The sequence below is a fragment of the Polynucleobacter sp. SHI8 genome, from assembly GCF_027944005.1.
In the GTDB taxonomy this organism is placed as follows: domain Bacteria; phylum Pseudomonadota; class Gammaproteobacteria; order Burkholderiales; family Burkholderiaceae; genus Polynucleobacter.
Window position 1 is genome coordinate 2,400,041 of the sequence record NZ_AP027204.1, and the last position, 25,385, is coordinate 2,425,425.

28 protein-coding genes and 1 pseudogene are annotated in these 25,385 nt (G+C 40.3%); 9 read left to right on the top strand and 20 right to left on the bottom strand.

What is annotated here, in order from left to right:
- Positions 1-8: 8 nt before the first annotated feature.
- On the bottom strand, positions 9-446 hold the full coding sequence (locus tag QMN06_RS12040; RefSeq protein WP_281970366.1) for a CBS domain-containing protein: 438 nt from the start codon (positions 444-446) through the stop codon (positions 9-11).
- A 140-nt stretch (positions 447-586) separates the two neighbouring features.
- Entirely contained in the window at positions 587-781 is a 195-nt protein-coding gene (locus QMN06_RS12045) for a heavy-metal-associated domain-containing protein (protein WP_281970367.1), read from the bottom strand.
- Positions 782-849: 68 nt separating this feature from the next.
- Here QMN06_RS12045 and QMN06_RS12050 point away from each other — a divergent pair, with 68 nt between their 5' ends.
- On the top strand, positions 850-3,132 hold the full coding sequence (locus tag QMN06_RS12050) for a heavy metal translocating P-type ATPase (RefSeq protein ID WP_281970368.1): 2,283 nt from the start codon (positions 850-852) through the stop codon (positions 3,130-3,132).
- Positions 3,133-3,152: 20 nt separating this feature from the next.
- Here QMN06_RS12050 and QMN06_RS12055 read toward each other — a convergent pair whose 3' ends face one another.
- Positions 3,153-3,434, bottom strand: coding sequence for a DUF427 domain-containing protein (locus tag QMN06_RS12055; RefSeq protein ID WP_281970369.1), 282 nt, complete (start codon positions 3,432-3,434; stop codon positions 3,153-3,155).
- Positions 3,435-3,525: 91 nt separating this feature from the next.
- Between QMN06_RS12055 and egtD the strand changes: the two genes are divergently transcribed.
- Both egtD and egtB read left to right on the top strand, forming a co-directional pair.
- Entirely contained in the window at positions 3,526-4,476 is a 951-nt protein-coding gene (gene egtD / locus QMN06_RS12060; RefSeq protein ID WP_281970370.1) for an L-histidine N(alpha)-methyltransferase, read from the top strand.
- A gap of 13 nt (positions 4,477-4,489) precedes the next feature.
- Entirely contained in the window at positions 4,490-5,704 is a 1,215-nt protein-coding gene (gene egtB, locus QMN06_RS12065) for an ergothioneine biosynthesis protein EgtB (protein ID WP_281970371.1), read from the top strand.
- Between the two features lie 69 nt (positions 5,705-5,773).
- Here the strand turns inward: egtB and QMN06_RS12070 are convergent, their stop codons facing one another.
- From QMN06_RS12070 to QMN06_RS12100, 7 genes are all read right to left on the bottom strand, one after another.
- Positions 5,774-6,967, bottom strand: coding sequence for an MFS transporter (locus QMN06_RS12070; protein WP_281970372.1), 1,194 nt, complete (start codon positions 6,965-6,967; stop codon positions 5,774-5,776).
- A 104-nt stretch (positions 6,968-7,071) separates the two neighbouring features.
- A complete protein-coding gene (locus QMN06_RS12075) occupies positions 7,072-8,160 on the bottom strand; it encodes an alpha/beta hydrolase (RefSeq protein WP_281970373.1) in 1,089 nt (362 codons plus the stop codon).
- A 1-nt stretch (position 8,161) separates the two neighbouring features.
- Positions 8,162-9,163: a tripartite tricarboxylate transporter substrate binding protein gene (locus QMN06_RS12080; RefSeq protein ID WP_281970374.1), complete on the bottom strand. Its 1,002-nt coding sequence runs from the start codon at positions 9,161-9,163 to the stop codon at positions 8,162-8,164.
- A gap of 197 nt (positions 9,164-9,360) precedes the next feature.
- Positions 9,361-9,759, bottom strand: a complete 399-nt coding sequence (locus QMN06_RS12085; protein ID WP_281970375.1) for an MAPEG family protein — start codon at positions 9,757-9,759, stop codon at positions 9,361-9,363.
- 353 nt (positions 9,760-10,112) lie between these two features.
- Positions 10,113-10,382, bottom strand: a complete 270-nt coding sequence (locus QMN06_RS12090) for a YqjK-like family protein (RefSeq protein ID WP_281970376.1) — start codon at positions 10,380-10,382, stop codon at positions 10,113-10,115.
- A complete protein-coding gene (locus QMN06_RS12095; RefSeq protein WP_281970377.1) occupies positions 10,379-10,747 on the bottom strand; it encodes a phage holin family protein in 369 nt (122 codons plus the stop codon). Before QMN06_RS12095 ends, QMN06_RS12090 begins: the two co-directional genes overlap by 4 nt.
- 5 nt (positions 10,748-10,752) lie before the next feature.
- On the bottom strand, positions 10,753-11,031 hold the full coding sequence (locus QMN06_RS12100) for a DUF883 family protein (protein ID WP_281970378.1): 279 nt from the start codon (positions 11,029-11,031) through the stop codon (positions 10,753-10,755).
- A 330-nt stretch (positions 11,032-11,361) separates the two neighbouring features.
- On the opposite strand from QMN06_RS12100, the pseudogene katG reads away from it, so the two are divergent.
- Positions 11,362-13,510: pseudogene (gene katG, locus QMN06_RS12105) on the top strand (catalase/peroxidase HPI).
- On the opposite strand, the gene QMN06_RS12110 reads toward katG, so the two are convergent.
- The 8 genes from QMN06_RS12110 to QMN06_RS12145 all read right to left on the bottom strand — a co-directional run bounded on the left by QMN06_RS12110 (position 13,507) and on the right by QMN06_RS12145 (position 17,447).
- Positions 13,507-14,022, bottom strand: a complete 516-nt coding sequence (locus QMN06_RS12110) for a hypothetical protein (RefSeq protein WP_281970379.1) — start codon at positions 14,020-14,022, stop codon at positions 13,507-13,509. The pseudogene katG and the gene QMN06_RS12110 sit on opposite strands and share 4 nt — an antisense overlap.
- Positions 14,023-14,065: 43 nt before the next feature.
- Positions 14,066-14,275 (bottom strand): hypothetical protein, encoded by a 210-nt coding sequence (locus QMN06_RS12115; protein WP_281970380.1) that lies wholly within the window; start codon positions 14,273-14,275, stop codon positions 14,066-14,068.
- Between the two features lie 257 nt (positions 14,276-14,532).
- Entirely contained in the window at positions 14,533-15,063 is a 531-nt protein-coding gene (locus tag QMN06_RS12120; RefSeq protein WP_281970381.1) for a DUF6803 family protein, read from the bottom strand.
- A gap of 68 nt (positions 15,064-15,131) precedes the next feature.
- Entirely contained in the window at positions 15,132-15,470 is a 339-nt protein-coding gene (locus tag QMN06_RS12125) for a hypothetical protein (RefSeq protein ID WP_281970382.1), read from the bottom strand.
- 95 nt (positions 15,471-15,565) lie between these two features.
- Entirely contained in the window at positions 15,566-15,991 is a 426-nt protein-coding gene (arsC, locus tag QMN06_RS12130; protein WP_281970383.1) for an arsenate reductase (glutaredoxin), read from the bottom strand.
- Positions 15,992-15,997: 6 nt separating this feature from the next.
- Positions 15,998-16,645: an MIP/aquaporin family protein gene (locus tag QMN06_RS12135; RefSeq protein ID WP_281970384.1), complete on the bottom strand. Its 648-nt coding sequence runs from the start codon at positions 16,643-16,645 to the stop codon at positions 15,998-16,000.
- Positions 16,642-17,160 (bottom strand): arsenate reductase ArsC, encoded by a 519-nt coding sequence (locus tag QMN06_RS12140; protein ID WP_281970385.1) that lies wholly within the window; start codon positions 17,158-17,160, stop codon positions 16,642-16,644. The genes QMN06_RS12135 and QMN06_RS12140 overlap by 4 nt, the downstream gene beginning before the upstream one ends.
- Positions 17,118-17,447: a metalloregulator ArsR/SmtB family transcription factor gene (locus QMN06_RS12145; RefSeq protein WP_281970386.1), complete on the bottom strand. Its 330-nt coding sequence runs from the start codon at positions 17,445-17,447 to the stop codon at positions 17,118-17,120. The genes QMN06_RS12140 and QMN06_RS12145 overlap by 43 nt, the downstream gene beginning before the upstream one ends.
- Before the next feature lie 95 nt (positions 17,448-17,542).
- On the opposite strand from QMN06_RS12145, the gene arsH reads away from it, so the two are divergent.
- Positions 17,543-18,253 (top strand): arsenical resistance protein ArsH, encoded by a 711-nt coding sequence (arsH, locus tag QMN06_RS12150; RefSeq protein WP_281970387.1) that lies wholly within the window; start codon positions 17,543-17,545, stop codon positions 18,251-18,253.
- 160 nt (positions 18,254-18,413) lie between these two features.
- Here arsH and QMN06_RS12155 read toward each other — a convergent pair.
- Positions 18,414-19,555, bottom strand: a protein-coding gene (locus QMN06_RS12155) for an IS3 family transposase (RefSeq protein ID WP_281970388.1) whose coding sequence is annotated in 2 segments (ribosomal slippage) — positions 18,414-19,291 and positions 19,291-19,555 — 1,143 coding nt in all. Because the reading frame shifts where the segments join, the coding sequence is not laid out codon by codon here.
- Between the two features lie 623 nt (positions 19,556-20,178).
- On the opposite strand from QMN06_RS12155, the gene QMN06_RS12160 reads away from it, so the two are divergent.
- The 4 genes from QMN06_RS12160 to QMN06_RS12175 all read left to right on the top strand — a co-directional run bounded on the left by QMN06_RS12160 (position 20,179) and on the right by QMN06_RS12175 (position 24,160).
- Complete coding sequence (locus QMN06_RS12160) at positions 20,179-20,505, top strand: hypothetical protein (RefSeq protein ID WP_281970389.1); 327 nt, start codon at positions 20,179-20,181, stop codon at positions 20,503-20,505.
- 272 nt (positions 20,506-20,777) lie between these two features.
- On the top strand, positions 20,778-21,116 hold the full coding sequence (gene mobC / locus QMN06_RS12165) for a plasmid mobilization relaxosome protein MobC (RefSeq protein ID WP_281970390.1): 339 nt from the start codon (positions 20,778-20,780) through the stop codon (positions 21,114-21,116).
- Entirely contained in the window at positions 21,113-22,492 is a 1,380-nt protein-coding gene (locus QMN06_RS12170) for a relaxase/mobilization nuclease domain-containing protein (protein WP_281970391.1), read from the top strand. The genes mobC and QMN06_RS12170 overlap by 4 nt, the downstream gene beginning before the upstream one ends.
- Before the next feature lie 303 nt (positions 22,493-22,795).
- Positions 22,796-24,160, top strand: a complete 1,365-nt coding sequence (locus tag QMN06_RS12175) for a hypothetical protein (RefSeq protein ID WP_281970392.1) — start codon at positions 22,796-22,798, stop codon at positions 24,158-24,160.
- Between the two features lie 101 nt (positions 24,161-24,261).
- Here QMN06_RS12175 and QMN06_RS12180 read toward each other — a convergent pair whose 3' ends face one another.
- Positions 24,262-25,383: a DNA methyltransferase gene (locus QMN06_RS12180; RefSeq protein ID WP_281970393.1), complete on the bottom strand. Its 1,122-nt coding sequence runs from the start codon at positions 25,381-25,383 to the stop codon at positions 24,262-24,264.
- Positions 25,384-25,385 lie beyond the last annotated feature (2 nt).

Genomic DNA, 25,385 nt, shown 5'->3' on the forward strand with positions numbered 1-25,385 from the left:
CTCAAACGTTAAACTCCGTGACCTCTAATGTAGGTTTCTAGAAACTTAATTTGGCTACCTTGAAGCTCAATGATATTTTTTACAGTATCTCCGACTGAAATAATTCCTTGAACTTTCTTATTTTCAACCACTGGTAAATGCCGAATATGTTTATGTACCATAATTGCCATACATTCCTCTAACGAATTAGACAGAGTAACAGTTAAGGGATTGCTGGTCATAATTTTGGAGACGAGAATTTGTTTGGGATTGTGATTTGGGAGTAATACTTTAATTGCACAGTCTCCTTGTGAAACAATTCCAACTAATTCATCATCATCAATGACTAAAACAGATCTAATACGGTTATCACGCATCTGGAGTAATACTTGCTCCACGGGGTCAGAGGACTTTACTGAGTAAATTTTGTTGGGTTTTTGATCGAGACACTGCTTGACTGTAGTCATAATAAATCGGCCTATTCATTGAAAATGTGATTTATCCTATCTTAAATCAATTATTTGAAACTTTAACAACAAATAATATATTCGATTGCTTCATTTTCCTTTTTTATTAAACTTTGTCGGAATTCAAGACTTAAGACGACTTAACTGATGACTGGAAAACCGGCCTCTTCGATTAGTTCACGCGCTTGGTCAATCGATAACGTCGTATTGAGCTCAATATGTTGCGTTGCCAAATCAACCTTTACTTGCGCTTGGGCGTCCTGGGACTGGATTGCACGAGTTACGGCATTAACGCACCCTCCACATGTCATGCCGGATACTTGGAAATTAAGCATTTCAAATCCTTTTTAGTAATTTAGATAAATGTTGTAATCCATAAACTAAGAGCCTATATTAACCTCATATGGACACTAAAACCTCTTTAAGCTCAGATTTTTATACCTTAGATATTGGTGGCATGACTTGTGCCTCCTGCGTGGGTCGAATAGAAAAGACTGTTCAAAAAATGAGTGGCGTAGAAGCTATTAGCGTCAATTTGGCAACAGAACAGGCACGGATTCGTATCAAGCATGGCTCATCTATAACTATTGATGAAATCATTAAGGCCATCGACAAAACTGGGTATGAAGCACACCCAAGCAAGCCTTTAGGCAAAAGTTCACAACAAGAAGCAAAGTTCTCTTGGGGCATGGACGGATTAACTAAGGTAATCATTAGCTTTGCTTTAGCTACTCCTCTTGTTTTACCTATGGTCTTAATGCCTTTTGGAATTCACTTCTCATTAAACCCATGGTGGCAACTCGCTTTAGCTACACCCATACAATTTATTTTAGGATGGCGCTTTTATGTGGCCGGGTTCAAATCTTTACTCGCAGGTGTCGGTAATATGGATTTACTGATTGCAATCGGCACAAGTTCGGCTTATGGACTGAGTTTGTATCTGATATTTGCCCAATCACAGGATATGAATAGCCTGTACTTTGAGGGTTCGGCAGTTATCATCAGCATGGTACTTCTTGGTAAGTGGCTGGAGGCAAGGGCAAAAAAGCAGACGAGTGAAGCTATTCGTGCCTTGCAAAAACTCTGGCCAGAAAATGCCAAAGTCTTAGATATTTTGGTCAAAAACGATGCGCTTAACTTAACGGATTATCGCATTCTACCCATAGACCAAGTACTGCCAACTGACCGAGTCATTGTCTTACCTGGCGAGAGGATACCTGTGGATGGCATGATTTTGTTCGGTCAAAGCCATGTGAATGAATCCTTACTGACAGGTGAAAGTGAACCAGTCAGAAAACAGATTCAGGATCAAGTTATTGGGGGGTCAATGAATGGTGAAGGTGCCCTCATCATTCAGGCTCAAGCAATTGGCATTGAAAGTGTGTTGTCAAAAATTATTTCTTTAGTAGAGGAAGCTCAGACTCAAAAAGCACCGATTCAAAAGCTTGTTGATCAAGTTAGCGCTATTTTTGTTCCTAGCGTTATTGCAATTGCCATATTGACCGGTTTGGCTAACTTCCTTTATTTGGACTCTGTACCAATCGCAATTTTGCGCGCAGTATCTGTTCTAGTGATTGCCTGTCCTTGCGCTTTGGGCTTAGCCACCCCCGCGGCAATTATGGCGGGTACTGGGGTTGCGGCTCGATTTGGAATTTTGATTAAAGATCCCCAAGTATTAGAAATTGCCCACCGCATCAATGTTGTCGCATTTGATAAAACGGGTACTCTCACGATTGGGCGCCCTAGATTAATTGAGGTTATTCCACTTACAAATGAAAAGGGAAATATTGAAGATATTCTGGCAACAGCTGCCGGGCTTCAACTCGGTAGTGAACACCCCCTTGCAAAAGCGCTACTTGAATATACGAGTGAAAAAAATATATTACCTATTACCTCATTAGAAAATAAAGCAATAGCAGGAATAGGCATTGAAGGTAAACCCATCTGCGGTCCTTGGCTCAATGAACTGTTATGTCTTCAAAGTATTGCTTCTCTAAAGGACAATCCGCAATACAAAGATATTGAGGAACAAATGACTTCCGCCATACTAAAAGGTAACACTATCTCAATATTGAGAGCTAAGTCTGCAGACTCATCTGTGATTGCCGCATTCATGTTTGGCGATGAAATTAAAGCTAACGCAAAACAAGCCGTTGAAGCTTTACACCAGTTAGGCATCCGTACTGCAATGATTTCCGGTGACAACCAATCTTCAGCGGATCGTGTTGGAAAAATCATTGGTATTGATGAAGTCTTTGCGCAAGTGATGCCTAGTGATAAAGCAGATATTATTGAAAAGCTTAAAACTTCTAAAAGCAATAAAGGTCGTCAATGGGTTGCGATGATTGGTGATGGTATTAATGATGCCCCAGCTTTAGCAATTGCAGATGTAGGTATGGCAATGTCAACTGGGACTGATGTGGCGATTCAATCTGCTGGCATCACTTTAATGCGCGGTGATCTTAGCCTAGTGCCCAATGCTATTGATATTTCGAAAAGAACTTGGAATAAAATTCGTCAGAATCTATTTTGGGCTTTTATTTTTAATACGGCCGGCATCCCCTTGGCGGCCCTCGGATATCTCTCGCCGATGGTTGCCGGAAGTGCAATGGCTCTATCAAGTTTCTTTGTCTTAAGCAATGCCCTATTACTTAAAAAATGGCATGTTAAGGCACTTCAAGATTAGACTTGTGCAGACTTATTTCACTAGTCTACAACCTCTACGCCTCTCCAAAAAGCAACATAGCCCGAAATATTCTTTGCGGCTGATTTTGGTTCTGAATAGAACCAGGCAGCGTCTTTATTCGATTGTGCATTAACCTCTACATCGTAATAGCTAGCAGTACCTTTCCAGGAACATACCGAAGTTTTATCTGATTTTTTAAAAAATTTCATATTTAGACTAGCTGGTGGAAAATAATGGTTCCCCTCAACAACTATCGTCTCAACCGACTCTGCTAAAACTTCTTTATTCCACATGGCTTTCATAACATCTCCGATTAAAAATAGCGAACAGCGCATTCGACTAATTTGTAGTATAAACACTTAAATCCTATAAAAAATTAGTCATTCACTATTTATGCAAAAACCTGATGTCTCTGAAAATAAAACGGTTCTCGAACAACAAAACTTTGTCCTTGAGATTGAAAAAGGGCTATTAGCTCAATCAGCATCAATTTCTCCAAAATTTTTATATGACCCTCTTGGGTCGCATCTTTTTACCGCAATCACTTTACTACCAGAGTACTACCCCACAAGCACTGAAAAAAACATTCTAAGCCAATACAAATTGGAAATAGCGCAAACAATTGGGCCTTTTGAAACTCTGATTGATTTAGGTGCGGGGAATTGTCTAAAAGCTGAATCTCTTTTTGATTTTCTCAAACCTAGCAATTATGTTGCAATTGATTTTTCTGAAGAATACTTACAGGATGCGCTAGAAAATTTACGCAGTAAGTATCCTGATATTCATATGCAATACTTAGGTCTAGACTTTTCTCAAAACCTTATAGTGCCGAGCACCATAAATAATCATGGTAGAGTCTTTTTTTATCCTGGTTCAAGTATTGGTAATTTTCTTACATCTGAAGCTCTAACCCTACTAACTCAGATTAAAGAGCAGGCTGGCGATGGTGGTTTACTGATTGGGGTTGACCTCATGAAAGACGATCTGGTACTTAAGGCCGCATACGATGATGATCTAAAAGTAACTGCTGCATTTAATCTCAACATTTTAAGATCCATCAATGCAATTATCGGATCAAATTTCAATGTTTCGCAGTTTCGTCACAAGGTGATCATCAACCACTCTCAACATCGTGTTGAGCTTTACTTGGAAGCTCTGGAAGATTTATTAGTTTCTTGGTCAGGAAATCATCGGTTTTTTAAAAAAGGTGAATTAATTCATACAGAAAATTCTCATAAGTACGCGATTAATTCAATTCAACAACTATTAGAGGATGCTGGATTTAAATCGACAAAAATCTGGAAAGATCCTAAAGACTATTTTGCAGTGATTTATGCTAACTAAAACTTCTTAAACCATGTTAACGACTGACTCACTCCTTAATGAATTTCACCGCTCAAGAAGCCATACAGTTAACTTAATTGCTGGCTTAAGCCCTGAGGATTGTCAGGCACAGTCGATGGATGATGCAAGTCCCGCTAAGTGGCATTTGGCGCATGTCACATGGTTTTATGAAGTGATTGTTCTCAAATCTTTTGAAAAGAACTTTGCATTTTGGAACTCTCAGTTTGCTGTGTTATTTAACAGTTATTACAACAGTGTTGGAGATAAACATCCCCGTAAACACCGCGGACTTTTAACACGACCATCGTTAAACGAAGTTCTTGAATGGCGAAAAAATGTAGAGGGTAGAGTAGAAATTCTCATTCGAGAACATTTAACTCCCGAACTAAAATGGCTCATCAAATTAGGAATTAATCATGAGCAACAGCACCAAGAATTATTGTTAACGGATATTCAGCATCTTTTCTATCAGAACTCATTATTGCCGACCTATTCCCCCGAGACCAAAACTTCCAATTCATTCATGGAGTCTTTTCGTTGGATAGAGGGTGTTTCAGGTATTGTTGAAATTGGTTTTACGGGCAAAGACTTTCATTTTGATAATGAATCCCCTGCACATTCAATTCTTAATCAAAACCACTTCATCGCGAATCAACTGGTTACCAATCATCAATGGCTCCTATTTATAGAAGATGGTGGTTACCAAGATTCACAATGGTGGTTAGATGCTGGTTGGGCATGGGTTTGCTCTGAAGATATTACGGCGCCACTTTATTGGAATAAAAACAAAAATCGTTCATACTTTTCCTTTTCACTGCATGGTAATTTACCTATCGAACCCTCTTCACCAGTATCAAACATAAGCTATTTTGAAGCTGAAGCCTTTGCTCGTTGGGCTGATAAAAATCTAGGTGGCTTTGAAGGTGCTCGTTTACCAACTGAATTTGAGTGGGAAACTTTCGCTAAAACGAATATAGATTTGATTGATGATCTGTTTGGTAAAGTCTGGCAATGGACCAGTAGTAACTATAGTCCTTACCCAAGATATCAAGCTTGGAAAGGTATTGCTGGAGAATACAACGGTAAATTTATGATTAACCAAATGGTTCTTAGAGGAAGTTCTGCATATACCTCGCCTGGACACGCCAGAATAACTTATCGTAATTTTTTTCCAACGCACGCTCGTTGGCAAATGACTGGTTTAAGACTTGCTAAAGATGGCGTTTAATTGATAGTCAAAGTCTATTCTAGATTTTATGGAATATCGAGAAACACTTATTTAATGTATTTACATCATTTAATTTGATTTCATAGAATCTTTAGCTTCTATTCTATCAATCCAAAAAACCATTAATATGATGGCAAGTATTGCACAACTTCCGGAAAACAAGAATGCATAAAATGGTGAAATTGATTCATATACCCAACCAAAAATAAACGAAGCGGGAAAGAGCATAAGTCCGGTGATCAGATTAAACCAACCGAAGGCTGTTCCTGCCGACCCTTGGGGAGCCATATCTGCAACAAAAGCTTTTTCAACTCCTTCTGTTGCAGCTTTGAATAAGCCATAAATACCAAATAGACCAAATATTTGATAGACAGAAATTTCCGGTAATCCCATAGCGATATAGAATGAGGCAAAGGCAATCCATGCAATCAAAATACACCGCTTGCGACCAAAGGTATCAGATAGTGCCGATAAAGGAGTTCCCAAAAGAGTTGTGATCAATGATGTGGCCGCCCACATGAGGGGGATTTGTTCTTGAGGAACACCCGCTTCTCTAGCTCTTAGCAATAAGAACATGTCCGATGAATTCCCTAAAGTAAAAATGCCGACTACAACTAAATATCTTTTAAATTGAATTGGCATCCCTTCGAGTGACCAACTAAATCTGCTGGCTTGTGGCGCAACTTCCCTTGGTGGTTCCTTAATAAAAAAAGCGAGAGTAATGGCGATAATCGCAGGAACAATTGCCCAGAGAAATATATCTTTAAGTGGAACACCCATCGATAAAAACATAGCCGCCAACAGTGGGCCAATGACTGCCCCGGCATTATCCATTGAACGATGTAAGCCATATGTTATGCCTCGTTGATTTGCCTGCACGCTCTCGGCTAAAAGCGCATCGCGTGGCGAGCTCCTCAGCCCCTTGCCCATTCGATCTGTGAAACGAATGGCTAGAATCATGAACCACGAATTAGCAAAAGCGATTAGAGGTCTGCCAAGTCCAGCAAGTGTGTAACCCAACACAATCCAAGGCTTAGCTTTCTTGGTTCGATCGACAATGACCCCTGAAACTAGTTTAAAGATACTTGAAGACGCTTCGGCTATACCTTCAATAACACCAAGTACTTTAGGCCCTACCATTAAAACTGATACCAAGTACAAGGGCATTAAAGGATAGAGCATCTCGCTGGCCGAGTCGTTAACCAGACTTATAAACCCAATCAACCAAACGGTTCGAGGAAGTGCCAGTAAAGTTTTGAACATAAGTCCACTTTACTCTTGTTTGACGATTGAAAAAGGTATTTCTTAAGCCTGTTAAGCGTATTTAACCCTCAGGACATTACATACTCTTTTAGGAAAAAAATGCCCTAGACAGCATATAACTGTCGTGACATCCAGTCTGCTGTTTGATCGCGATATCTATACCAAAGATTATTCACCACATGATTACCACCCGGAATGATGGATAGTACGCATGGTCCTGAAACTTCCGCAGCTAATTGCTTTGCTTGCTCTACTGGTGTCAACCGATCCTTATCCCCAGCAACAATATAAATTGGACAAGTAATATTTTTAGCAATACCTTTTAATGACATCCGCAGTGCAACTTTTCCTGCTTCTTCAAGATTGGCGCTTTTTGTCCGAACACGAAATGCCTCAACATTGATTACAGGTCTACCCTCAAAACTTGCTGAGCGCTGATATGCACCCGATAGAGCTACGCAGGCTTTAATTCTTTTTTCAAAACAAGCTGCTCTTGGAGCTAAATGACCTCCTAAGGAAACTCCCCAAATCCCAATTCGGTTTTGATCAATATCTGACCTGGTTTCTAAATAATCACATACAGCCCCTACAGGCTCTTCAAACTCAGGGCACAGTGGAAAATCATATTCACCCTCTCCCTGACCTGGGCCATCAAATGCGAGAGTAGCTAAACCACGAACTAAGAAACGATTTTCATAATCGTCCATTTCTTCTTTTGCTGAATCTAGCCCCATACACATCACAACAATCGGGGGATTTGAGACACCTAGTGGTTTTCTTAAATTGCCATATAAAAATTTACCTTGGTATGGAATAGCGACTCTTTCGCCAGGTGGCTTTAAATGAGGTAATGCTAAATTGCGGCATTCAACAGCTTTCATATTTGCTAGGCGCATCTGCTCCAAATCGTTCACAAATAAAAATTTACCAAAGTGATAACAAACGGCCGCACGTGTCCAATGTTGACTCGCTGAATATTCAAAACCGTCATTAAATGCTTCATGTCCTAGGCCTTCATGGATAGCGGCTCTTTGTGACCAGGCCTGACACCAATTATCCCAATGTTCCAAGCTTGCAGTAACTTCTAAGAAATCTGTCATCGGCACGCCATTAGCGACAAAACGTGGTGCCCAATGCGAAATAGCCGATTCAATACGTGGATCTTTTGTCTGTTCGTTTGTGGTTTGTGTCATTTTAGTCAGCCTGTATATTTGCGTTTTTGATAATAGGAGTCCAACGTTTGATTTCTGTTTTCACAAAATCTTCTAAAGACTCAGGTGTTGAAGCGGATGCTTGAATACCCTGTTTCAAGAATAGTTCTTTTACATCTGGACGACGTAGGATTTCTGTAATGTCTTGATTCAATTTTTGAATGACTGCTTTAGGGGTTTTTGCTGCGGTAAAAAGTCCAAACCACAATTTAGCATCCATTCCCGTCAGTCCTGCTTCTGATGCACTCGGGACTTCTGGTAAGCCGGGAAATCGATCGTTAGTTGAAACAACTAATGCTTTTAATTTTCCCGTTTTTAACTGTGCAGCTGCAGTCACTGGAGACAAAAACGAAACTTGAGTTTCGTTGGCGAGTAGAGCCGTTAAGCCTGCGCCAGCACTCTTATAAGGGATATGCATCATATTGACGCCTGTCACTTGTTTAAATAACTCTCCAGTTAAATGACTAATCGTGCCATTGCCAGCTGATGAGAAATTGAGGTCATTTCTTTTTTTGGCATATTGAATAAATTCAGCAACTGTATTGGCTGGAATACTTGGATGCACCATCATCACAGTTACGCCAGTTGCAACCATGGACACTCCAGCTAAATCTTTTACAGGATCATAAGGAAGGTTAGGGTATAAAACAACGGCGCTCACCATAGGTCCTGCATGCCCCATCAATAAGCTATATCCATCTGCGGGAGCTTTGGCAACTATATCAGCCGGCACAGTGCCGCCAGCACCTGCACGATTATCAACAATCACCGGTTGACCCCATTTTTCAGATAGCTTTTGCGCGATAACGCGCGACAAATAATCAGCGGTACTCCCAGGGCCATGACCAAAAATACGAACAGGTCTATTGGGGTACTCTTGTGCACTAATAGGCCCACTCAATACCATCAACATGCATAGAAAAAACTTTTGCCAATGTTTTACATGGCAGCAAAATAGCATGCGCATTCCACAACTGAGTTTCAATGTGTCTCCTTCATTATTTATCTATTTCCAAACCGAAAATTGTTGGATTGGATTTTTTTAATATTTTTATTACTTTAACATTATTCTTATGAGGCGATTATGTATATTGTTGTTTCATAAAGCCTATAACTTTTTGGGGTAATCAAAATTTTTTGTAGCCTATGACAATATCGCTACTTGCTATTGAAAGATGGCGTCTAATCAACCAACCGATACAAAGACCATCCCAAATTAAGAACTACTAGGGATATCAGTGTGTAAAAAGTGAATTTCATTCCCAAGACCCGTTTACTGAAGTCTGGCGGTGGCTGATTAATTCCTTGAGCATGAATCAGTCTACCAACAATGAGAGTGATACCAGTGATAGCAACCAACCACCAAGGCGCACCATTTAACTCAAGGCAAGCGATCAAGATAATGCCAAAAGGAACATACTCAGCAAAGTTGCCTTGGGCTCGAATAGCTCTCTCTAAATCTTCAAAACCACCACTTCCTAAGCCAACTTGATTCTTTCTTCTTAGCTTGATAACAGCAAAAGAAAGTTTAATAAAAATAGTTGTTAATACGGCGGCAATCATAGAAGTTACTATAAGCATTAAAAACTCCAAAGTTTATTTCATTCATTTTAAGGTAACGACGAATAAATCCCCCGAATGCGATTTAGGTTTTTTATGTCCGATGGTGGAATCGGCCACACGAGAGGACATTGGCTTTTTCTTGGGCGCTACATTCACGACCAAGCACATGCTATACATCGCAGAATGTATTTTAGGTATGCTCTGTAGAATAAATTTGTACCTATTAAAAAATAATAATGAGTGCTTGTTTGATTTTGATCAAACAAATGCTAGAAATACCCTTCTGCTTTAATTTCGTTTTAGCTAATTATCTCTACGTGTTCGAGTAATCTACCTTTAGTACTTAAGTGACATCGGTTTTAAAACACTTTTTAAAGGCTTTTAATAAACTTGATAACATTTTGTCCCACCACGAGTACTTTAGAAGCCATCTTAGGCTTGTAATGAACAAGTGCTGTGAATGCCGTAGTCCAGAGTAGCGGACTGTTCTTTAAAAAATGAAGGGCATCAAGCCCTTTATCAGCCCAAGAGATTGGCTTTTTAAAGGCCTCGAAGTGATCCCCGAACTCTTTCCTCTCTCGATTAGACTGAGCTTGAAGCTCTCGCCGGCGAAGCTTCAAGTCCTTTAGGTAACCAGTCATTTTGAGAGCACTTCACGGTCTTTTGCAAGCTCGGCTATAGATGCCTCAAATAAATTAGGCATCGTACGTAAAGATTGCATGGTTAATAAGGCCAAGAGTAGCCCGATAGATAGACTACAACCAGTAAGTATCCCTAAAACGAGGATGCGATCAGACTCCCAACTGTAGATAACGATGAACAGTGCCAACATGGCCAGGCCAAGGAATAAAAAGAACAAAGCACTCACAATTAATACGAGTTGGTTTATAAATTTTCTTCTAGCTATAAGTATGTCAACCGAAATTAACTCTAAGCGTGTTTGCGCAATAGACGCCCCTGTAGATACAAGATTCTTAATCGCAGATAATAAATTTTCTTGAGACATGTGCGTTATCGGCGACGCATGAATATGCCAATTAATAAACCTAATCCCGCGGCAACACCTACCGCTTCCCAAGGGTTACGATGTACAAAATTATCTGCGCCTTCAGCCACTGCTTTGGCTTTATCTGTCAAGATACCTTCATAATCTGCAACCTTTTCTTTTACCTCTGCAAGGGTTTCTAGGGCTTTTGAACGAATCGCTCCGAGCGCACCATCCAAATGCCCCTCAGTTGCCTGAATCAAATCCTCGGCATCAGATATAAGTGCTTTAAATTCACAAATCAATTGATCGGCTCCAGTAGAAGATGCTTTCGTTATGATACTTTTTTTTCATTCATAAAAATTCTCCGCATAAATATTGATTGAGTAAGAAGCTCCACACAAAGATGTTTGTATTAGATATTCATCATAAAGATAAGCAGTATTGTTGAGTGTCTGTTATCAAACATAGTAAAAAATTAATTGTTGTTAATATTGTAGGGAAGTCACGAATTTTTACCCGTAATTTTTTAGAAGAGGCTTGAGTGATTCAACAGAAAAAAGTGCATATTTATTTGAAAACCTGCACCTGTTGAAGCAATTATTTAAATAAAATTAATTGAATGAGAAACTAACATGACAACCGATAAAACTTGCCCCATTGCTCACGGAGCAAATACTGAATCAAGTAACACGCCAATGGCTTGGTGGCCAAAATCACTTAATTTGGATATTCTTCACCAGCACGATACGAAGACAAACCCCCTAGGACCAACATTTAACTATCGAAAAGAATTAAAAAAATTAGATGTAAATGCACTCAAAAAAGATATCAAAAAATTACTGACTACGAGTCAAAATTGGTGGCCGGCTGATTGGGGGTCACTATGGTGGCCTAATGATTCGTATGGCTTGGCACTCCGCTGGCACTTATCGAATTGCCGATGGAAGAGGTGGTGCAGGCACTGGTAATCAACGGTTTGCTCCAATCAATTCTTGGCCAGATAACACAAATCTGGACAAGGCGCGTCGGCTCTTATGGCCAATCAAAAAGAAATACGGCAATAAAATTAGTTGGGCAGATCTCATGATTCTGGCTGGCACACTTTCCTATGAGTCTATGGGGTTAAAAACTTTCGGCTTCTCATTTGGTCGCGAAGATATTTGGCATCCTGAAAAAGATATCTATTGGGGTTCAGAAAAAGAGTGGCTCCAAAAAAGTGGGGGAGAGGGAAGTCGCTACTCAGGAGAGCGTGATTTAGCTAACCCATTGGCCGCCGTAATGATGGGTTTAATTTATGTCAACCCAGAGGGTGTAGATGGTAAACCTAACCCATTAAAAACAGCACAAGATATTCGTGTTACTTTTGCTCGAATGGCTATGAACGACGAAGAAACAGTTGCCTTAACTGCTGGTGGACATACGATAGGTAAAGCCCATGGTAATGGTAATACGGATCATTTAGGGCCAGCACCTGAGGCTGCGCCAATTGAAGAACAAGGACTTGGCTGGTTGAACCACAAGACTAGAGGTATTGGTCGTAATATGGTTACTAGCGGCATTGAAGGTGCCTGGACGACGAATCCCACACAATGGGATAACGGCTACTTCCACATGTTGCTTAATTACGATTGGGAACTAACCAAGAGCCCTGCAGGTGCATGGCAATATCGGCCGATCAACATCAAAGAAAAAGATAAACCTGTTGATGTGGAAGATTCTTCGATACGTACTATGCCAATGATGACTGATGCTGATATCGCAATGAAGATGGATCCAGAGTATAGAAAAATTTCTGAAAAGTTCTATAAAGATCTGGCCTACTTCTCTGATACCTTTGCTCGTGCTTGGTTCAAACTCACTCACCGCGACATGGGCCCCAAAGCACGATACTTTGGTCCAGATGTTCCAAAAGAAATTTTAATCTGGCAAGACCCAATTCCAACATACCGCAAAAAATATAATATTAATTTAGTAAAGTCCAATATTAAAGCTAGTGGTTTATCAAATAGTGAGATGATTACTACAGCGTGGGATAGTGCTCGCACGTTCCGCGCCTCTGATAAACGAGGTGGTGCTAATGGCTCTCGAATTCGTTTAGCGCCCCAAAAAGATTGGGCTGGAAATGAGCCAAAGCGCTTATCAAAAGTCCTTTCTATATACGAAATGATTTCTAAAAAATCTGGCGCGAGTGTTGCAGACATCATTGTGCTGGCTGGTAATATTGGTATTGAACAAGCAGCTAAAGCTGGTGGCTTTAATGTTAAGGTGCCATTTACTTCAGGGCGAGGCGATGCTTCACAAAAAATGACAGATGTTAATTCCTTTGAGGTATTAGAACCTCTGGCAGATGGTTTTCGCAATTGGTTAAAAGATAACTATGTAGTTACACCTGAAGAACTATTATTAGACCGGTCGCAGTTGATGGGGCTTTCCGCTTTAGAGATGACGGCCTTGATAGGTGGAATGAGAGTACTAGGAACAAATCATAACGGAACAAAACATGGGGTGTTTACAAACAAAGTAGGAGTCTTAAGTAATGATTTTTTTGTTAACTTGACCGACATGAACTACACATGGGAATCAACTGGTCGCAATAGCTATGACATGATTCATCGAGTCACAGGTAAAACCAAATGGACAGCCACTAGAGTGGACTTAGTATTTGGCTCTAACTCCGTGCTTCGTGCTTACTCAGAGTTTTATGCCCAGGACGATAACAAAGAAAAGTTTGTTAATGATTTTGTTGCAGCCTGGACTAAAGTTATGAACGCTGACAACTAGCGCCCAGGATTTATCATCATATAGTTTTGCTGCATCATTTGATTCATCATGTTTTGCTGCATATTCATATATTGATCTGTCATGTATTGACGCTGCTTTAACTCTTCCGAAGTCAGCTTAGAGTAATAGCCTCCCATTCCACCCCAACCCATCATATGACCTCCATTCATCCAATATCCTGATCCACCACAACAGCCCATCATTCCACGACCCCACATACCACCCATTAAATTGTTATTTGCTTGCATCGTTGTCCAATGTTCCTCAATCAGCTTTTGCCTAACTTGAGGATCCTTAGTAACACGCATAATATCTATTTGCTCTTGCATCTTTTTGAAGTTTTCTTGCACTAAAGTAGATTTTTTATCAAACTCAGTTATATCAATACGTTCTTTTTGGGCTTTAGTATTGTCTTGGGGCGCTGGCTGAGCAAACAACGAACTAGAAAATAAAACTCCAAGACCCAAAGTGGAGATGAGGATTCGTGTAAAGAATTTTTTGTTAAGGAACATTTGGACCATCCTATTAAAATAGAATACTTACTGAACGAAAAGTCTAGTTTTTGGCTGAACATCCACATGCCGAAGTTGAGGATTTTTGTGCACTGTTGCAACAATCCATAGCACTCTTAGAATTTTCCTTAGCGTCACTTGCCTGATTCCTATCGTGACACTCGGCGGCTTTATGGTGGTGCTTTGCAGCAATTTCGTGATCGCTCGCAGCTTGTTGATGAAGACGGCTTGCCTCTTGGTGGTTATCACTCATTACATTTCTCCCAGTTGTAATTCAAAATTAAGAACTTAGATTAACTATGTGTTTATTCTCAAAAAATATTGCGTTAATAACATTTAATTTCATGTTCTTATCCTAAGTTAAAGAAATTCATTTAATTGTTCGTTTGACCACATAGCAAGTAGTCCTTGATAAATAAATATCGCAAAAGACAATGCCCCACATAGTGGGGCATTGTCTGTTTTTAGTTGTCCAAGTCTTAAACGACAAATGACTGGGATGTCAAATACTTACTTCATATGTTCCGCATGATCTACTGATATTTCATGATTCATCTCCATTGAAGGTGGAGCTTTATATCCAAAAATACCTGGATCAATCATTCCCGAAATCATTGCCACATGTCCAAACACTAAAAACAGTGCAACGCAAGTTGCATGGATTTTTAGCTTACCCATTTGATCTAAAGCCTTATTGACTATGCCTAACTCTTGTAATGCTATCCAGATTAATGGCAAACCTGCGATCACATAAGTGCTGACGGCTATTACATCAATCACCGTTCTCCATTCACCCGCTTTGGTAATAGGAATAATTGCATTAGTAATCATGTAGTAAATGATGCCCGCAAAGTAAATACCAACAGCAATCCCAGCAAAGCGATTGAGATGATAAACAGCTCCTTCAAACTTGCGGGTAAAGAGTAGATATAACTCGGTAATAGCCAAAGTCTCAGCTAAAACAATCGGTATAGCCATAAAAATAATTAAATTCCAAGGCTGATTAGCAGCCAATAACTCCATGTAATGAGTCATGTTCATTGTGGTTCTCCAAAATATAAGCGTGACTAGATGTCACAAATCAAACTAATTCGAATTACAAAATTAACTTAGGCTTTTGGAGGTTTGTAGATGGCGTTGATCATTGACTGAAGAACCAATGATGAGCCAATTGAAGGTGGCACTTGGGTTGAATTGGCCGATAATTCAATGCCCAATATTGAAATAACTACCAATCCTAAACAGCACTGATAGCTATCGCTATGACATTGCTGATTAGTATTAGTGTCTTGAGAATTGCTTGCCACTTCGTCGCAATGATGGGTTGAATTATCCGTAACTGTAGCTTGATGATTTGGCAGATGCGCTGATAAATCGATAGGCATCCCTGCCGCATGAATTAAGCTGGATAATAGACTAAAGCAAATGGCGATACAAATCTTTCTCATACTTCTATTTTATGCCTTTTAAATGATTTTGTCTTTTTGAAGGACTTCGACTGTCCCAGAGATGTCTAATTGGATTATATTTTTTAAAGGACAGATTATTTGATATCACGCTTTCCGGAGTCAATGACAGCTTCACCATCTTCTTTTGTAAATGGATCAATCTTGCCAACAGGTAATATGTCAAAAACCTTTTCAGAAGGTCGGCAGAGTTTTATGCCAATCTTTGTAACTACTATTGGACGATTAATTAATATTGGATGATCCATCATGAAATTTATTAAATCGTCATCGCTCCATTTTGGTAATTCAAGATGAAGTTCATCGTATGGAGTTCCTTTTTGCCGGAGTAAATCCCTAACTGAGATTTTCATTTGGGAAATTAGTTCTTTTAGTTGGTCTTTGGTTGGAGGTGTTTTTAAATACTCAATAACTGTTGGCTTAATGCCTGCTTGAACGAGAATCTTAAGTGTATTTCTTGAAGTTCCACATGCTGGATTATGGTAAATCGTTACTTCATTCATTGAGGGTTAACTTTCTATGTTTGATTTATTCATCAAAGCAATTAACATTAGCGCCGCTATGGTCTCTGCTATAACAAATCCTAAGACATCATTTGGGGCAATACCAACAAATGTATTTGTAAAACTTCTCGCTAAAGCAACTGCAGGATTGGCAAAAAAGGTCGACGAGGTAAACCAATAGCCAGCTGTAACAGTTAAAGCAACCAGCATAGGCACTCGATCTTTTGCTTCTTTATCACCAATGCGAATTACTAAGAGCAATACTAAGGTTGAGATAAATTCACTCGCCCAAATACCCAATCCAGTTCTAACCTTAGTTGACTCTTGAATGATTGGAAGACTAAACATAATATGTGTCAGCAATATTCCAGTGATGGCACCCATAAACTGACAAGCCCAATAGCCTAACAATTTTTTTATGTCTAAATGGCCTAATCGCCAAAACATCAATGTGACAACTGGATTTAAATGAGCTCCTGAGATTGGCCCTAGCAAAACAATCAGCACATAGAGTCCAGCGCCAGTAGCGATGCTATTTCCAAGCAAAGCTACTGCGGCATTTCCAGCCCCTAGAGTTTCTCCCATGAATCCAGAGCCCGCAACAATTGCTAGAAGTAACGCCGTACCAACAAATTCGGCTAGATAACTTCTCATACTTTTGTGTGAATCTCTTTTAAGCTCATTGAATCTAAAGTATCTAATGGCATATTTGCTAATATGTCTATACGCTTTTTTAAGCCAATCATGACATCTCTAAATGCTCTTCTCTTTTCCTCATCATTTCCTTGAACTTGTGATGGGTCAGGAAATCCCCAGTGAGCAGTCGCTGGGGTTCCTGGCCAATATGGGCATTGCTCACCAGCCGCATTGTCACAAACAGTAATGATGAAATCCATTTTTGGAGCGTCAGATAAACCATACTTATCCCAATTTTTACTTCTGAGCTTGCTTTGGTCGTAACCCATTTCTTGTGTTAGTTCTGCAGCAAATGGATTTACTGAAGTTCCGGGAGTAGAACCTGCTGAGTAACCAACAAATTTTCCACTAGGATGAGTTGATGCTAGCGCTTCCCCCAAGATTGAACGGGCCGAGTTATGGGTACATAAAAAGAGTATGTTGTATTGCTTCATTTGGCTTTGGCTTTCTTGAGGGGTTTGACAGGAATACATGATTTACCACCACAACAGTTGTCTAATAAAAACTCACTTAATTTTTGAACATGTACAGCGTTAGGGCGGTAGATCATATTTCGTCCTTGACGCTCTACTAATAACAATTCGGCATCAACCAAATCCTTTAAGTGAAAACTTAGAGTGGCATTTGGGATACCTAACGCTTCAATAATCCCGCTTGGTGTTAAACCAGTATCTCCCCGCTGAACAATAAGGCGAAATACATTAAGGCGGGTTTCTTGCCCTAAAGCGAGGAATGCGGAGATGGCGTTAGTATTATTCACATTTCCAATTATATGGAAATATATTTCACTTGGATTAAATATCGTGTCTAATTGATAAATTAAGTTATAAAACTATTTTTAATTAATATTCATCTATGACCGACCTACCCAATATCGATAAAGAACTCTTTCACAAGCCAAGTCTTAATGAAATTCAAGTTAACTCTTTGGTTAGTCATCATCCGAAGATATTGCTTTTATATGGCTCACTTAGGGAAAGATCATTTAGTCGCCTTCTAGCAGAAGAAGCCGAAAGAATATTGAATGCGATGGGTTGTGAAACACGATTTTTTAATCCCTCGGGATTACCGCAAGTAGACGATGCGCCAGAAACACACCCCAAAGTAGTGGAACTAAGGGAGCTCGTGCAATGGTCAGAAGGAATGGTTTGGAGTAGTCCTGAGCGTCATGGCGCAATGACAGGACTCATAAAATCTCAAATTGATTGGATTCCACTCAGTATTGGTGCAGTAAGACCTTCACAAGGCAAGACTTTAGCTTTATTGCAAGTCAGTGGTGGCTCGCAATCATTTAATGCTGTGAATCAAATGAGAATTTTGGGCAGGTGGATGAGAATGATTACTATCCCAAATCAATCCTCCGTACCCAAAGCATTTTTAGAGTTTGATGACAACAATCGCATGAAGCCTTCAGCCAATTACGATCGAGTGGTTGATGTGATGGAAGAAATGGTTAAGTTCACTCTATTAACTAGATCAGTTTCAACTTATTTAACTGATCGCTACAGTGAGCGAAAAGAGAGTTCCGAGGAATTATCTAAGCGGGTTAACCAAAGATCTATTTAATTTGTCGTTTAAAACGGTATTTTCGACACTGGGATGAATAATCCGCTCACTCAAAACCGTCTTTTTAGGGCATTTAATAAGACAGAGGTCTTTAGTCAGAGGGTAATAAGTGAACTGATGTCAGTTTAGTACCACGGTTAAAGAGAGTATTCATATCTTATCATTGGATCATGATTGGTTGATGGTGGATGAGCTTTGGTACTTGGGTTTGTGGTGCTGGTGGTCGATAATCCAGAGAGCTATGAGGCCTGACATGGTTGTAATGCTTGACCCACTCGCCAACGACAACTCTTGCTTCTTTTAGGCTATAAAAGAGTTCACCATCAAGTAAGTTATCTCTGAAGGTTCCGTTAAAGCTTTCACAAAAGCCATTTTCCCAGGGACTACCTGGTTCAATATAGGCGGTCTTGACACCAATACCACTCAGCCACTTACGAAGGTCTTTGGCAATAAACTCAGGTCCATTGTCACTTCGAATATATTCAGGGATGCCATGAGTGACCATGGCATCAGCTAACTGTTCAATCACTTGGATAGAGCCTATCCTTCGGGCGCAGTGGATCGTCAAACATCTTCTACTAAATTCATCAATCATCGTGAGCATCCTTATCTTACCGCCATAGGCATCTCTAATAAACACAAAGTCATAACTCCAGACATGGTTAGGATGTGTAGCTCTGAGTCGCATGCAACTTCCATCGTTTAACCATAGCCGACCTCTTGGCGGCTGCTTTTGTGGAACTTTGAGACCTTCCTCTCTCCAAATACGAGCAACTTTAGCCGATGTCGCACTGAGCCAACCAGCATTCCTCATTAGTCCAGCAATCGTTCGATAACCATAGCGACCGTAGGTACTAGCGAGACGAATCACTTCTGCCCTCATGGGCGTTTCATCATCTCTAGGGATTGGCAAATGACGCCAAGTTGTTCTAGACAGCCCCACTAAACCACAGGCAGATCGCTCAGAGATATGATACTTATCCATGAGCATCTGCGCTGCATTCTTACGTCTAGCAGGGCTTAATAGTTTCCCTTGATGACTTCCTTGAGCATCACCTCCCGCAGGGATAGGTCAGCTACCAGTTTCTTTAAACGGGCATTTTCCTGTTCAAGTTCTTTGTATTTCTTGGCTTGATCGATTTCCATACCGCCATACATTTTGCGCCAGCGATAGTAGTTTTGTTCACCTACACCAACCTCTTTACAAGCCTGAGCTAGTGTTTTTCCGTTGGCAGTCAAAACTTCGACTTGACGCAATAACATCACAATTTGTTCCGGTTTAATACGTTGACCTTTAGGCATTTTTTACTCCTTTTAGAGATAGATTATCAAAAATTCCTCTCTTTGGAAGTGGTACTAAAAATTAGGTCAGATCACGGGGATAGATAGCAAGAACGGTCAAACAGGATCCGCAATCCCCACTTGTAGGATTAGCACTCTAAACAAGATTCAAACGCTGAATCTAGGTAGGCAACCATTGCTCAACTTAAAGACAAATATCTAGGGTGGAAATGAAAAAAGAGAGCTAGAAGCTCTCTTTTTGAATCTTGGTGGCCCGGGGCGGACTGGCTACCAAAACACCTAAGTCATTGATTTATATAGGTGTTTATCACAAAAACGCTACCAACAGGTGTTCCACTTGTTTGGAACACTTAATGCCACATTTTGACGCTGTTTAAGATTTAATGCCAGCACTAATAAAATGAAACAGGCTGCCGCACTAGCGGTAGCCACATCTTCAAAAATTCGGGGTTGAATTTTAAGGAAAATTGAACAGCATATACGTATCAAAAAGTTGTGACTTTAGTGTTCCAAATCCTAATTCTACCGTCGGATACCGCATAACGTATTTCATCCCTCTGAAGGCCTTGCAATTTGAATTTAATCCATTAGGTTTGTCTACATATCTACAGGAGGAAATCAATATGCAAGAAAAACTACAGTTCTCAGACGGGACAACTATTTCAATCACCGACGGCCAGCTTCATTGTGAAGATGGGCCAGCCTTGGAAACATCCGATGGCACAAGCTACTATTTTTACGATGGTCAATTACACCGTGAGAACGGACCAGCCATTTGCTCACCCGATCCAGAACAGTTCCATTGGTATATCCACGGAATTCGAGTGCCTTCAAAAGAACGTACTCAAATTTTGGTGCGTGAGTTACGTCAGAAATTTCTAGGCGCGGATTCTGGCAGTCATGGCTCAACTGGTTCGGCAACAAATCAACCGCGAAAGCCTAAGAGATAACCAAGACCCATGATGTGTGAAGAGGTACACAGCAAGGTCAATCAATAACCCGTCGCAAAAATTTGCTTGCCGGTTTATTGAATTATCTGGGGTGTCTCCCCAGTCCCCTTGAGTGAACCTTGCACACCACGGCTGAAATCAAATAGCAGGAAATAAGAGAAAGGAATGAGGTTCAGCCTCAAACACAATAAAAATAACAGGAGGTCATCATGACACAAAAGAAGAAAAAAGCCGGTCAAACTGGCATAGAACAAAACCAAGATTTGCGCACCATGCGCTTCGAGATCCGTTTATCTCCTAGTGAATATAACGGACTTGTATCCCAAGCCCTACTTGCTGAAGGCAATTCATTAGCACAGTACGCCAGAAACAAACTCATCTATGGTGGAAATGCTGCAATCGAGCATTATCGCCAACAGCGAGATACAAGCAAGGCAGTCATTGCCGAAATAGCCCGTATCGGCAACAACGTCAATCAGATAGCTAGAGCCTTGAATCGTGACGATGATGTTTCAATGGCCATGTTAGAAGAACTTTGCAAAGTGGAAGTCAGACTTGCGGCCATGGATCAGCAATTCCAGAACACTCTCCGTGCACAGGTGCAATCATGATGGTACGTGTGTTTAATTCCGGCACGGGCAATGCCAAATCCGCCATCAATTACCTAATGGGAAAAAATGATCACACTGGAAAGCTCAGAGCCGTAGCACCAGAGTGGCTCCACGGCTCTCCCAGCCTTTTCCAACTAGTCTGCAATAGCACGGATAGAAAGCAAAAATACGTCAGTGGTGCAATCAGCTTCCGTGACAATGAGCACCCTAGCGAAGATCAGATTAAAAACATCATGGCTGCTTTCAAGACTAGCTTCTTACCCGGATTGAAGGAGGACGATAATTATGCAGATGCTTGGATCGCTCACCGAGATAAATCCAATCTCGAATTGCATTTTGTTGTAGCCGGCACCGAAATTCAGTCTGGAAGACAGCTTAATATTCATCCGCCGGGAAAACGCAATATTGCACACTTTCAGGCATTCACGCAGGTCATGAATCAGGCTTTGGGCTATGATCAAGTTACACCCGATCCGCTTAAAATTGCACTTAATGAATTTGAAGCTAAGACCGATGCAGGTAAAAAATCCAGACGAGTTAAGCGCATCTTGTCCAGTGAGCTGCACAGCCATATTGTAAGCGGCAGGATTGCCAACCGTGATGAACTTATCACACATTTGGAAGGCAACTATGGCGAAGTCACTCGCATCGGCAAGGATTACATTTCCATTAAACTACCTGGCAGCAGCAAAGCCAAAAGACTCAAGGGACCATTGTTTCAAGCGGATGCTGATTACCAGGAGTTGGTCAAACAGCACCAAAAATCTAAACAGCCGCAAAAAATGACCACCGAAGAATACATGCAGGCAAAGGCCACCTTAGAAAAGTTGACTTTTGAGAGGGCGGCATATTTTGCCAAGCGATACAAGAAGAAAACAACTTTCAAACGTACCTTGAGCAATCGTGGAAAGGCGCTCAATACAAGTGGCGGTAATGTGAAATCACCACTCAAGCGAATACAGTCAGAGATACAGCAGGTACAGATTTGCCCAGCGGACACCAAGATTTTATGCGTTGTAGCTGCTGCTTCAACCGAAACTGGCACGGAAGTTTCCACGCACCAGCTATCTAAATTCAATGTGGAAACGTCAACGGCATCCGTAAATGAAGACCCTCATATTTCGACTGTCAATCCGGTTAGCAATGCCATGGTTTTCGGCATAGAAATGGAAATCGGTAATCTCGCCAATTTGGTGTCCAAATTGATGATAAGAGCCCAAACCACAACCAATGCGGCTTACTACGAAATACTTCATGCACAGATCGTTAAGTTGCAGCACCAAATGGAGGTTTTGAATTATAGGATGCAGATGGAAAAAGCGAGAGGTGCTCAAGATACACAGCAAATTGATTCTAGTAATAAACCCAAAATTTAATTTGATCCAATATGGGGGGGAGAAGCTCGATCGGTACCCTAAGCAGCAACTTAAAGTTAAAACCAATGAAATCCCCTAATGCTAGTAGTTGTGACAAACACTTAAAAACACAACTGCCGAATATGTAAAAAATTTATTTCGAAAAAAGGAAGTCATACTTCTTGGTTTCAAAGAAAAGCATCATGAAATTGTGGCCTTTTAGTAAAAAACCTGTCAACATTATTGCCATTGTAATATTTTCAAGGGCAATCAAAAATGGCAAAACTTCCTGGCAAGACAATTTATTCGGGGCGTAGGAGACCAATGACGCGCACATCTGGCGTGACTTCACATGCGGATACTACAGGTGGTGAATGGGATTCAGATTTATCAAATTATGTTAAGTTAGATAAAGGCGACAGTATCTATTTTGAGTTTCAAATTCCTGCTCATATACCTGGACAATGGATAGCGTTTGGGGGTTGGTTTTGTACAGATAATCAGGTGTTGGTAGAAATTCAATCCCCATTTCCAAAATATACCTTAACTACGCCTTGTGCGCCAGATTGGTCAAAATTTGGAAGTATGTGGCAGGGAGATGGAGGGGCAAGAGTAGCTAGGTTTCTCGTAACCGCGTTAGAAAATACGTATCTAAATTTTTGGAACTTTGGCTGTGGGATTGCCGTTAATCCTGGTTGCCATTCTGGCGGTGATTTGATCGAGTGTGATAGCGATAGTTATCTTCAAAAGCTCTATGATATTTCACCTGAAGCCCATTTTTGGAATCACGAGGGTGAAGTGATTTTTGAAGTGGTTTCAAGTAATCAGGAAAATATTCAAATCTATGAAAATGGTCATGAAATCATTTTAAAGTCTTGTAATCGTTGTGGGCGATACTTACCGATAAACGTCGGGAATGAGCAAGCAACGCTGAGCTTTTCAAATCACTGCGTTGCGAATAGACCATGCAAGCACTCAACATTCGCTCGACCTCGCAATAAGAAAACTGGAGCGTTGAAAACTTTTGAATACGGTTTCCAATTGGAGTGCCGATTTTGTAAAAAATACTGCGTTAATTGGCTGTTAAATCGCCAACGTACAGCTGCTCAAATGAAGGAAGATGGTGCCAGAAGAAGATATTTTGAATTGCTAATCTCTGAATTATTTCAAGATAGTAAGCAAATTTCTTTTAAACATAAAACTGGGAGTGAGTTGACAGACTATATTTGGAGAAAATTTGATTGTAAATGTTTTAATTGTTCAGAACCTTTACATACAGCGCGAGATATGAATCTCGATCACACTAGACCATTGGCACTATTATGGCCTTTGGATGAAACCGCTACTGCGCTTTGTGGGTCTTGTAACAGTTCGAAAAGTGATAAATTTCCGAATGAATTTTACAAAGATCCAACAGTGTTAGCGAAATTAAGTCAGATTACAGGCATAAGTATTTATGAACTTCAAAATCCGACTCCAAATATGGATGTCGTTAATGCTCTTGTCCGTAATTTAGATTGGTTCTTCAATAATTTCTTAATGCGCCCAGAAATGACTAAAGAACGAGATGGAAAAATTGCTGCGGAACTGGTTGTTAAAGCATTGCAAAAAACGCTTGATAGGTGCTACAACGGAGCACCGATTGATTTAGTTGCGGCTTACGAAAGGCATTGTGCTTTACTAAGGTGAAATAAGAATAAAATCTAAAAAGGTATACGAATGCGCGTATAAGTAAAAACTACATTGCTTTGGCAATTTTCGTATACCTAAGAATTTTATAAAAATAACTCTTACTTATTTTGCAGAATTAAATATTGATGCCCCGTTACGGAGCCTTTGTCTCGAATTCCGTGGCTTTCGCAATGTTCAACCGACTCGGTATATGCGTCGAGAATTTTAAATTTTTCTTTCGCTAGGATTGCAAGTTCTTTCGCCATGTCACATTTTTTACTGAATCCTAAATGCAAGATTGCTAGGCCATTTGGTTTTAGTCGTTGAGCGAATTGCTCGAAAATCGGCTCGTAGATGGTTAGGGACTTCTTTTGAGTAACCTCAATAAAGTTTGTTGATTCCGTATCAAAGTCGGATCTAGACCATCCACAAAACCAATAACGCATCCAATTTGTTATATAAAACCGGGTTGAATCAAAGAACGGGGGAGATGTAATGATAGCGTCGATATTCGACAGTTCCTCTGGCCATTGATTTGTAATATCGGCTTGAAAACATTTACCTTGGACGAAGGTTGAGGGTAACTCTACCGCTAAGCTTTTAAATACTTTAACACTTAGTTTTTCTAAAACTGATTTGTAAATAAATTCGCCAGTTGGCGCATATGGTGTTATCGGATGGCTATTTCGGCTTAATGCATAAGGTCGATTTCCATGCAATATATGAAGCATGCATGCCATTACTAGATACCATTCTGCCGAATCATTCTTTGTATTTAAAAAAAAGGATCTTGCCTTTAGTATCTCGGAATAAGTATCAGTGTGAAAATACTCTTTGAGCGGACCATTAAATTTAATTTCATCCGCTTCTGCAATCACATCTTCTGAAACCTCAGAATTTCTTATCCAATCCTCCAAATCTTGGAGAATTTTGTTGACTCCTTCAACAGAAGCTCTCATTAACTTTGCATTTGACAGTGCAGAGCCAAGTAGCGCAATGTCCAATCCATATCCTTGTCTACCCAATAATGAGGCTTCGAAGGGTATTGTTCCAGACCCACTAAATGGATCTAAAACTATATCTCCAGGTTTAGAGAAAGTTTCAATCAAATGGTGAGCTAATGATGGTTTCATCTTAGCCTGATATGAACATACGGAGTGCAGAGGACTTCCCCAATTTCGTTTAGTGAATGGAAACGATTGATGAGGTAAGTTTTCTTTAAATGATGCCCATGCTTCCATTA

Bases quoted from the DNA above. Each gene is read 5' to 3' on its own strand.
- QMN06_RS12055 (WP_281970369.1), bottom strand. From the start codon at position 3,434: ATGAAAGCCATGTGGAATAAAGAAGTTTTAGCAGAGTCGGTTGAGACG.
- QMN06_RS12125 (WP_281970382.1), bottom strand. From the start codon at position 15,470: ATGAGAAAGATTTGTATCGCCATTTGCTTTAGTCTATTATCCAGCTTA.
- QMN06_RS12135 (WP_281970384.1), bottom strand. From the start codon at position 16,645: ATGAGAAGTTATCTAGCCGAATTTGTTGGTACGGCGTTACTTCTAGCA.
- QMN06_RS12050 (WP_281970368.1), top strand. From the start codon at position 850: ATGGACACTAAAACCTCTTTAAGCTCAGATTTTTATACCTTAGATATT.
- QMN06_RS12160 (WP_281970389.1), top strand. From the start codon at position 20,179: ATGCAAGAAAAACTACAGTTCTCAGACGGGACAACTATTTCAATCACC.
- QMN06_RS12115 (WP_281970380.1), bottom strand. From the start codon at position 14,275: ATGAGTGATAACCACCAAGAGGCAAGCCGTCTTCATCAACAAGCTGCG.
- QMN06_RS12170 (WP_281970391.1), top strand. From the start codon at position 21,113: ATGATGGTACGTGTGTTTAATTCCGGCACGGGCAATGCCAAATCCGCC.
- QMN06_RS12070 (WP_281970372.1), bottom strand. From the start codon at position 6,967: ATGTTCAAAACTTTACTGGCACTTCCTCGAACCGTTTGGTTGATTGGG.
- egtB (WP_281970371.1), top strand. From the start codon at position 4,490: ATGTTAACGACTGACTCACTCCTTAATGAATTTCACCGCTCAAGAAGC.
- mobC (WP_281970390.1), top strand. From the start codon at position 20,778: ATGCGCTTCGAGATCCGTTTATCTCCTAGTGAATATAACGGACTTGTA.
- arsC (WP_281970383.1), bottom strand. From the start codon at position 15,991: ATGAATGAAGTAACGATTTACCATAATCCAGCATGTGGAACTTCAAGA.
- QMN06_RS12095 (WP_281970377.1), bottom strand. From the start codon at position 10,747: ATGTCTCAAGAAAATTTATTATCTGCGATTAAGAATCTTGTATCTACA.
- QMN06_RS12140 (WP_281970385.1), bottom strand. From the start codon at position 17,160: ATGTATTCCTGTCAAACCCCTCAAGAAAGCCAAAGCCAAATGAAGCAA.
- egtD (WP_281970370.1), top strand. From the start codon at position 3,526: ATGCAAAAACCTGATGTCTCTGAAAATAAAACGGTTCTCGAACAACAA.
- arsH (WP_281970387.1), top strand. From the start codon at position 17,543: ATGACCGACCTACCCAATATCGATAAAGAACTCTTTCACAAGCCAAGT.
- QMN06_RS12180 (WP_281970393.1), bottom strand. From the start codon at position 25,383: ATGGAAGCATGGGCATCATTTAAAGAAAACTTACCTCATCAATCGTTT.
- QMN06_RS12110 (WP_281970379.1), bottom strand. From the start codon at position 14,022: ATGTTCCTTAACAAAAAATTCTTTACACGAATCCTCATCTCCACTTTG.
- QMN06_RS12085 (WP_281970375.1), bottom strand. From the start codon at position 9,759: ATGCTTATAGTAACTTCTATGATTGCCGCCGTATTAACAACTATTTTT.
- QMN06_RS12120 (WP_281970381.1), bottom strand. From the start codon at position 15,063: ATGAACATGACTCATTACATGGAGTTATTGGCTGCTAATCAGCCTTGG.
- QMN06_RS12090 (WP_281970376.1), bottom strand. From the start codon at position 10,382: ATGACTGGTTACCTAAAGGACTTGAAGCTTCGCCGGCGAGAGCTTCAA.
- QMN06_RS12175 (WP_281970392.1), top strand. From the start codon at position 22,796: ATGACGCGCACATCTGGCGTGACTTCACATGCGGATACTACAGGTGGT.
- QMN06_RS12040 (WP_281970366.1), bottom strand. From the start codon at position 446: ATGACTACAGTCAAGCAGTGTCTCGATCAAAAACCCAACAAAATTTAC.
- QMN06_RS12075 (WP_281970373.1), bottom strand. From the start codon at position 8,160: ATGACACAAACCACAAACGAACAGACAAAAGATCCACGTATTGAATCG.
- QMN06_RS12045 (WP_281970367.1), bottom strand. From the start codon at position 781: ATGCTTAATTTCCAAGTATCCGGCATGACATGTGGAGGGTGCGTTAAT.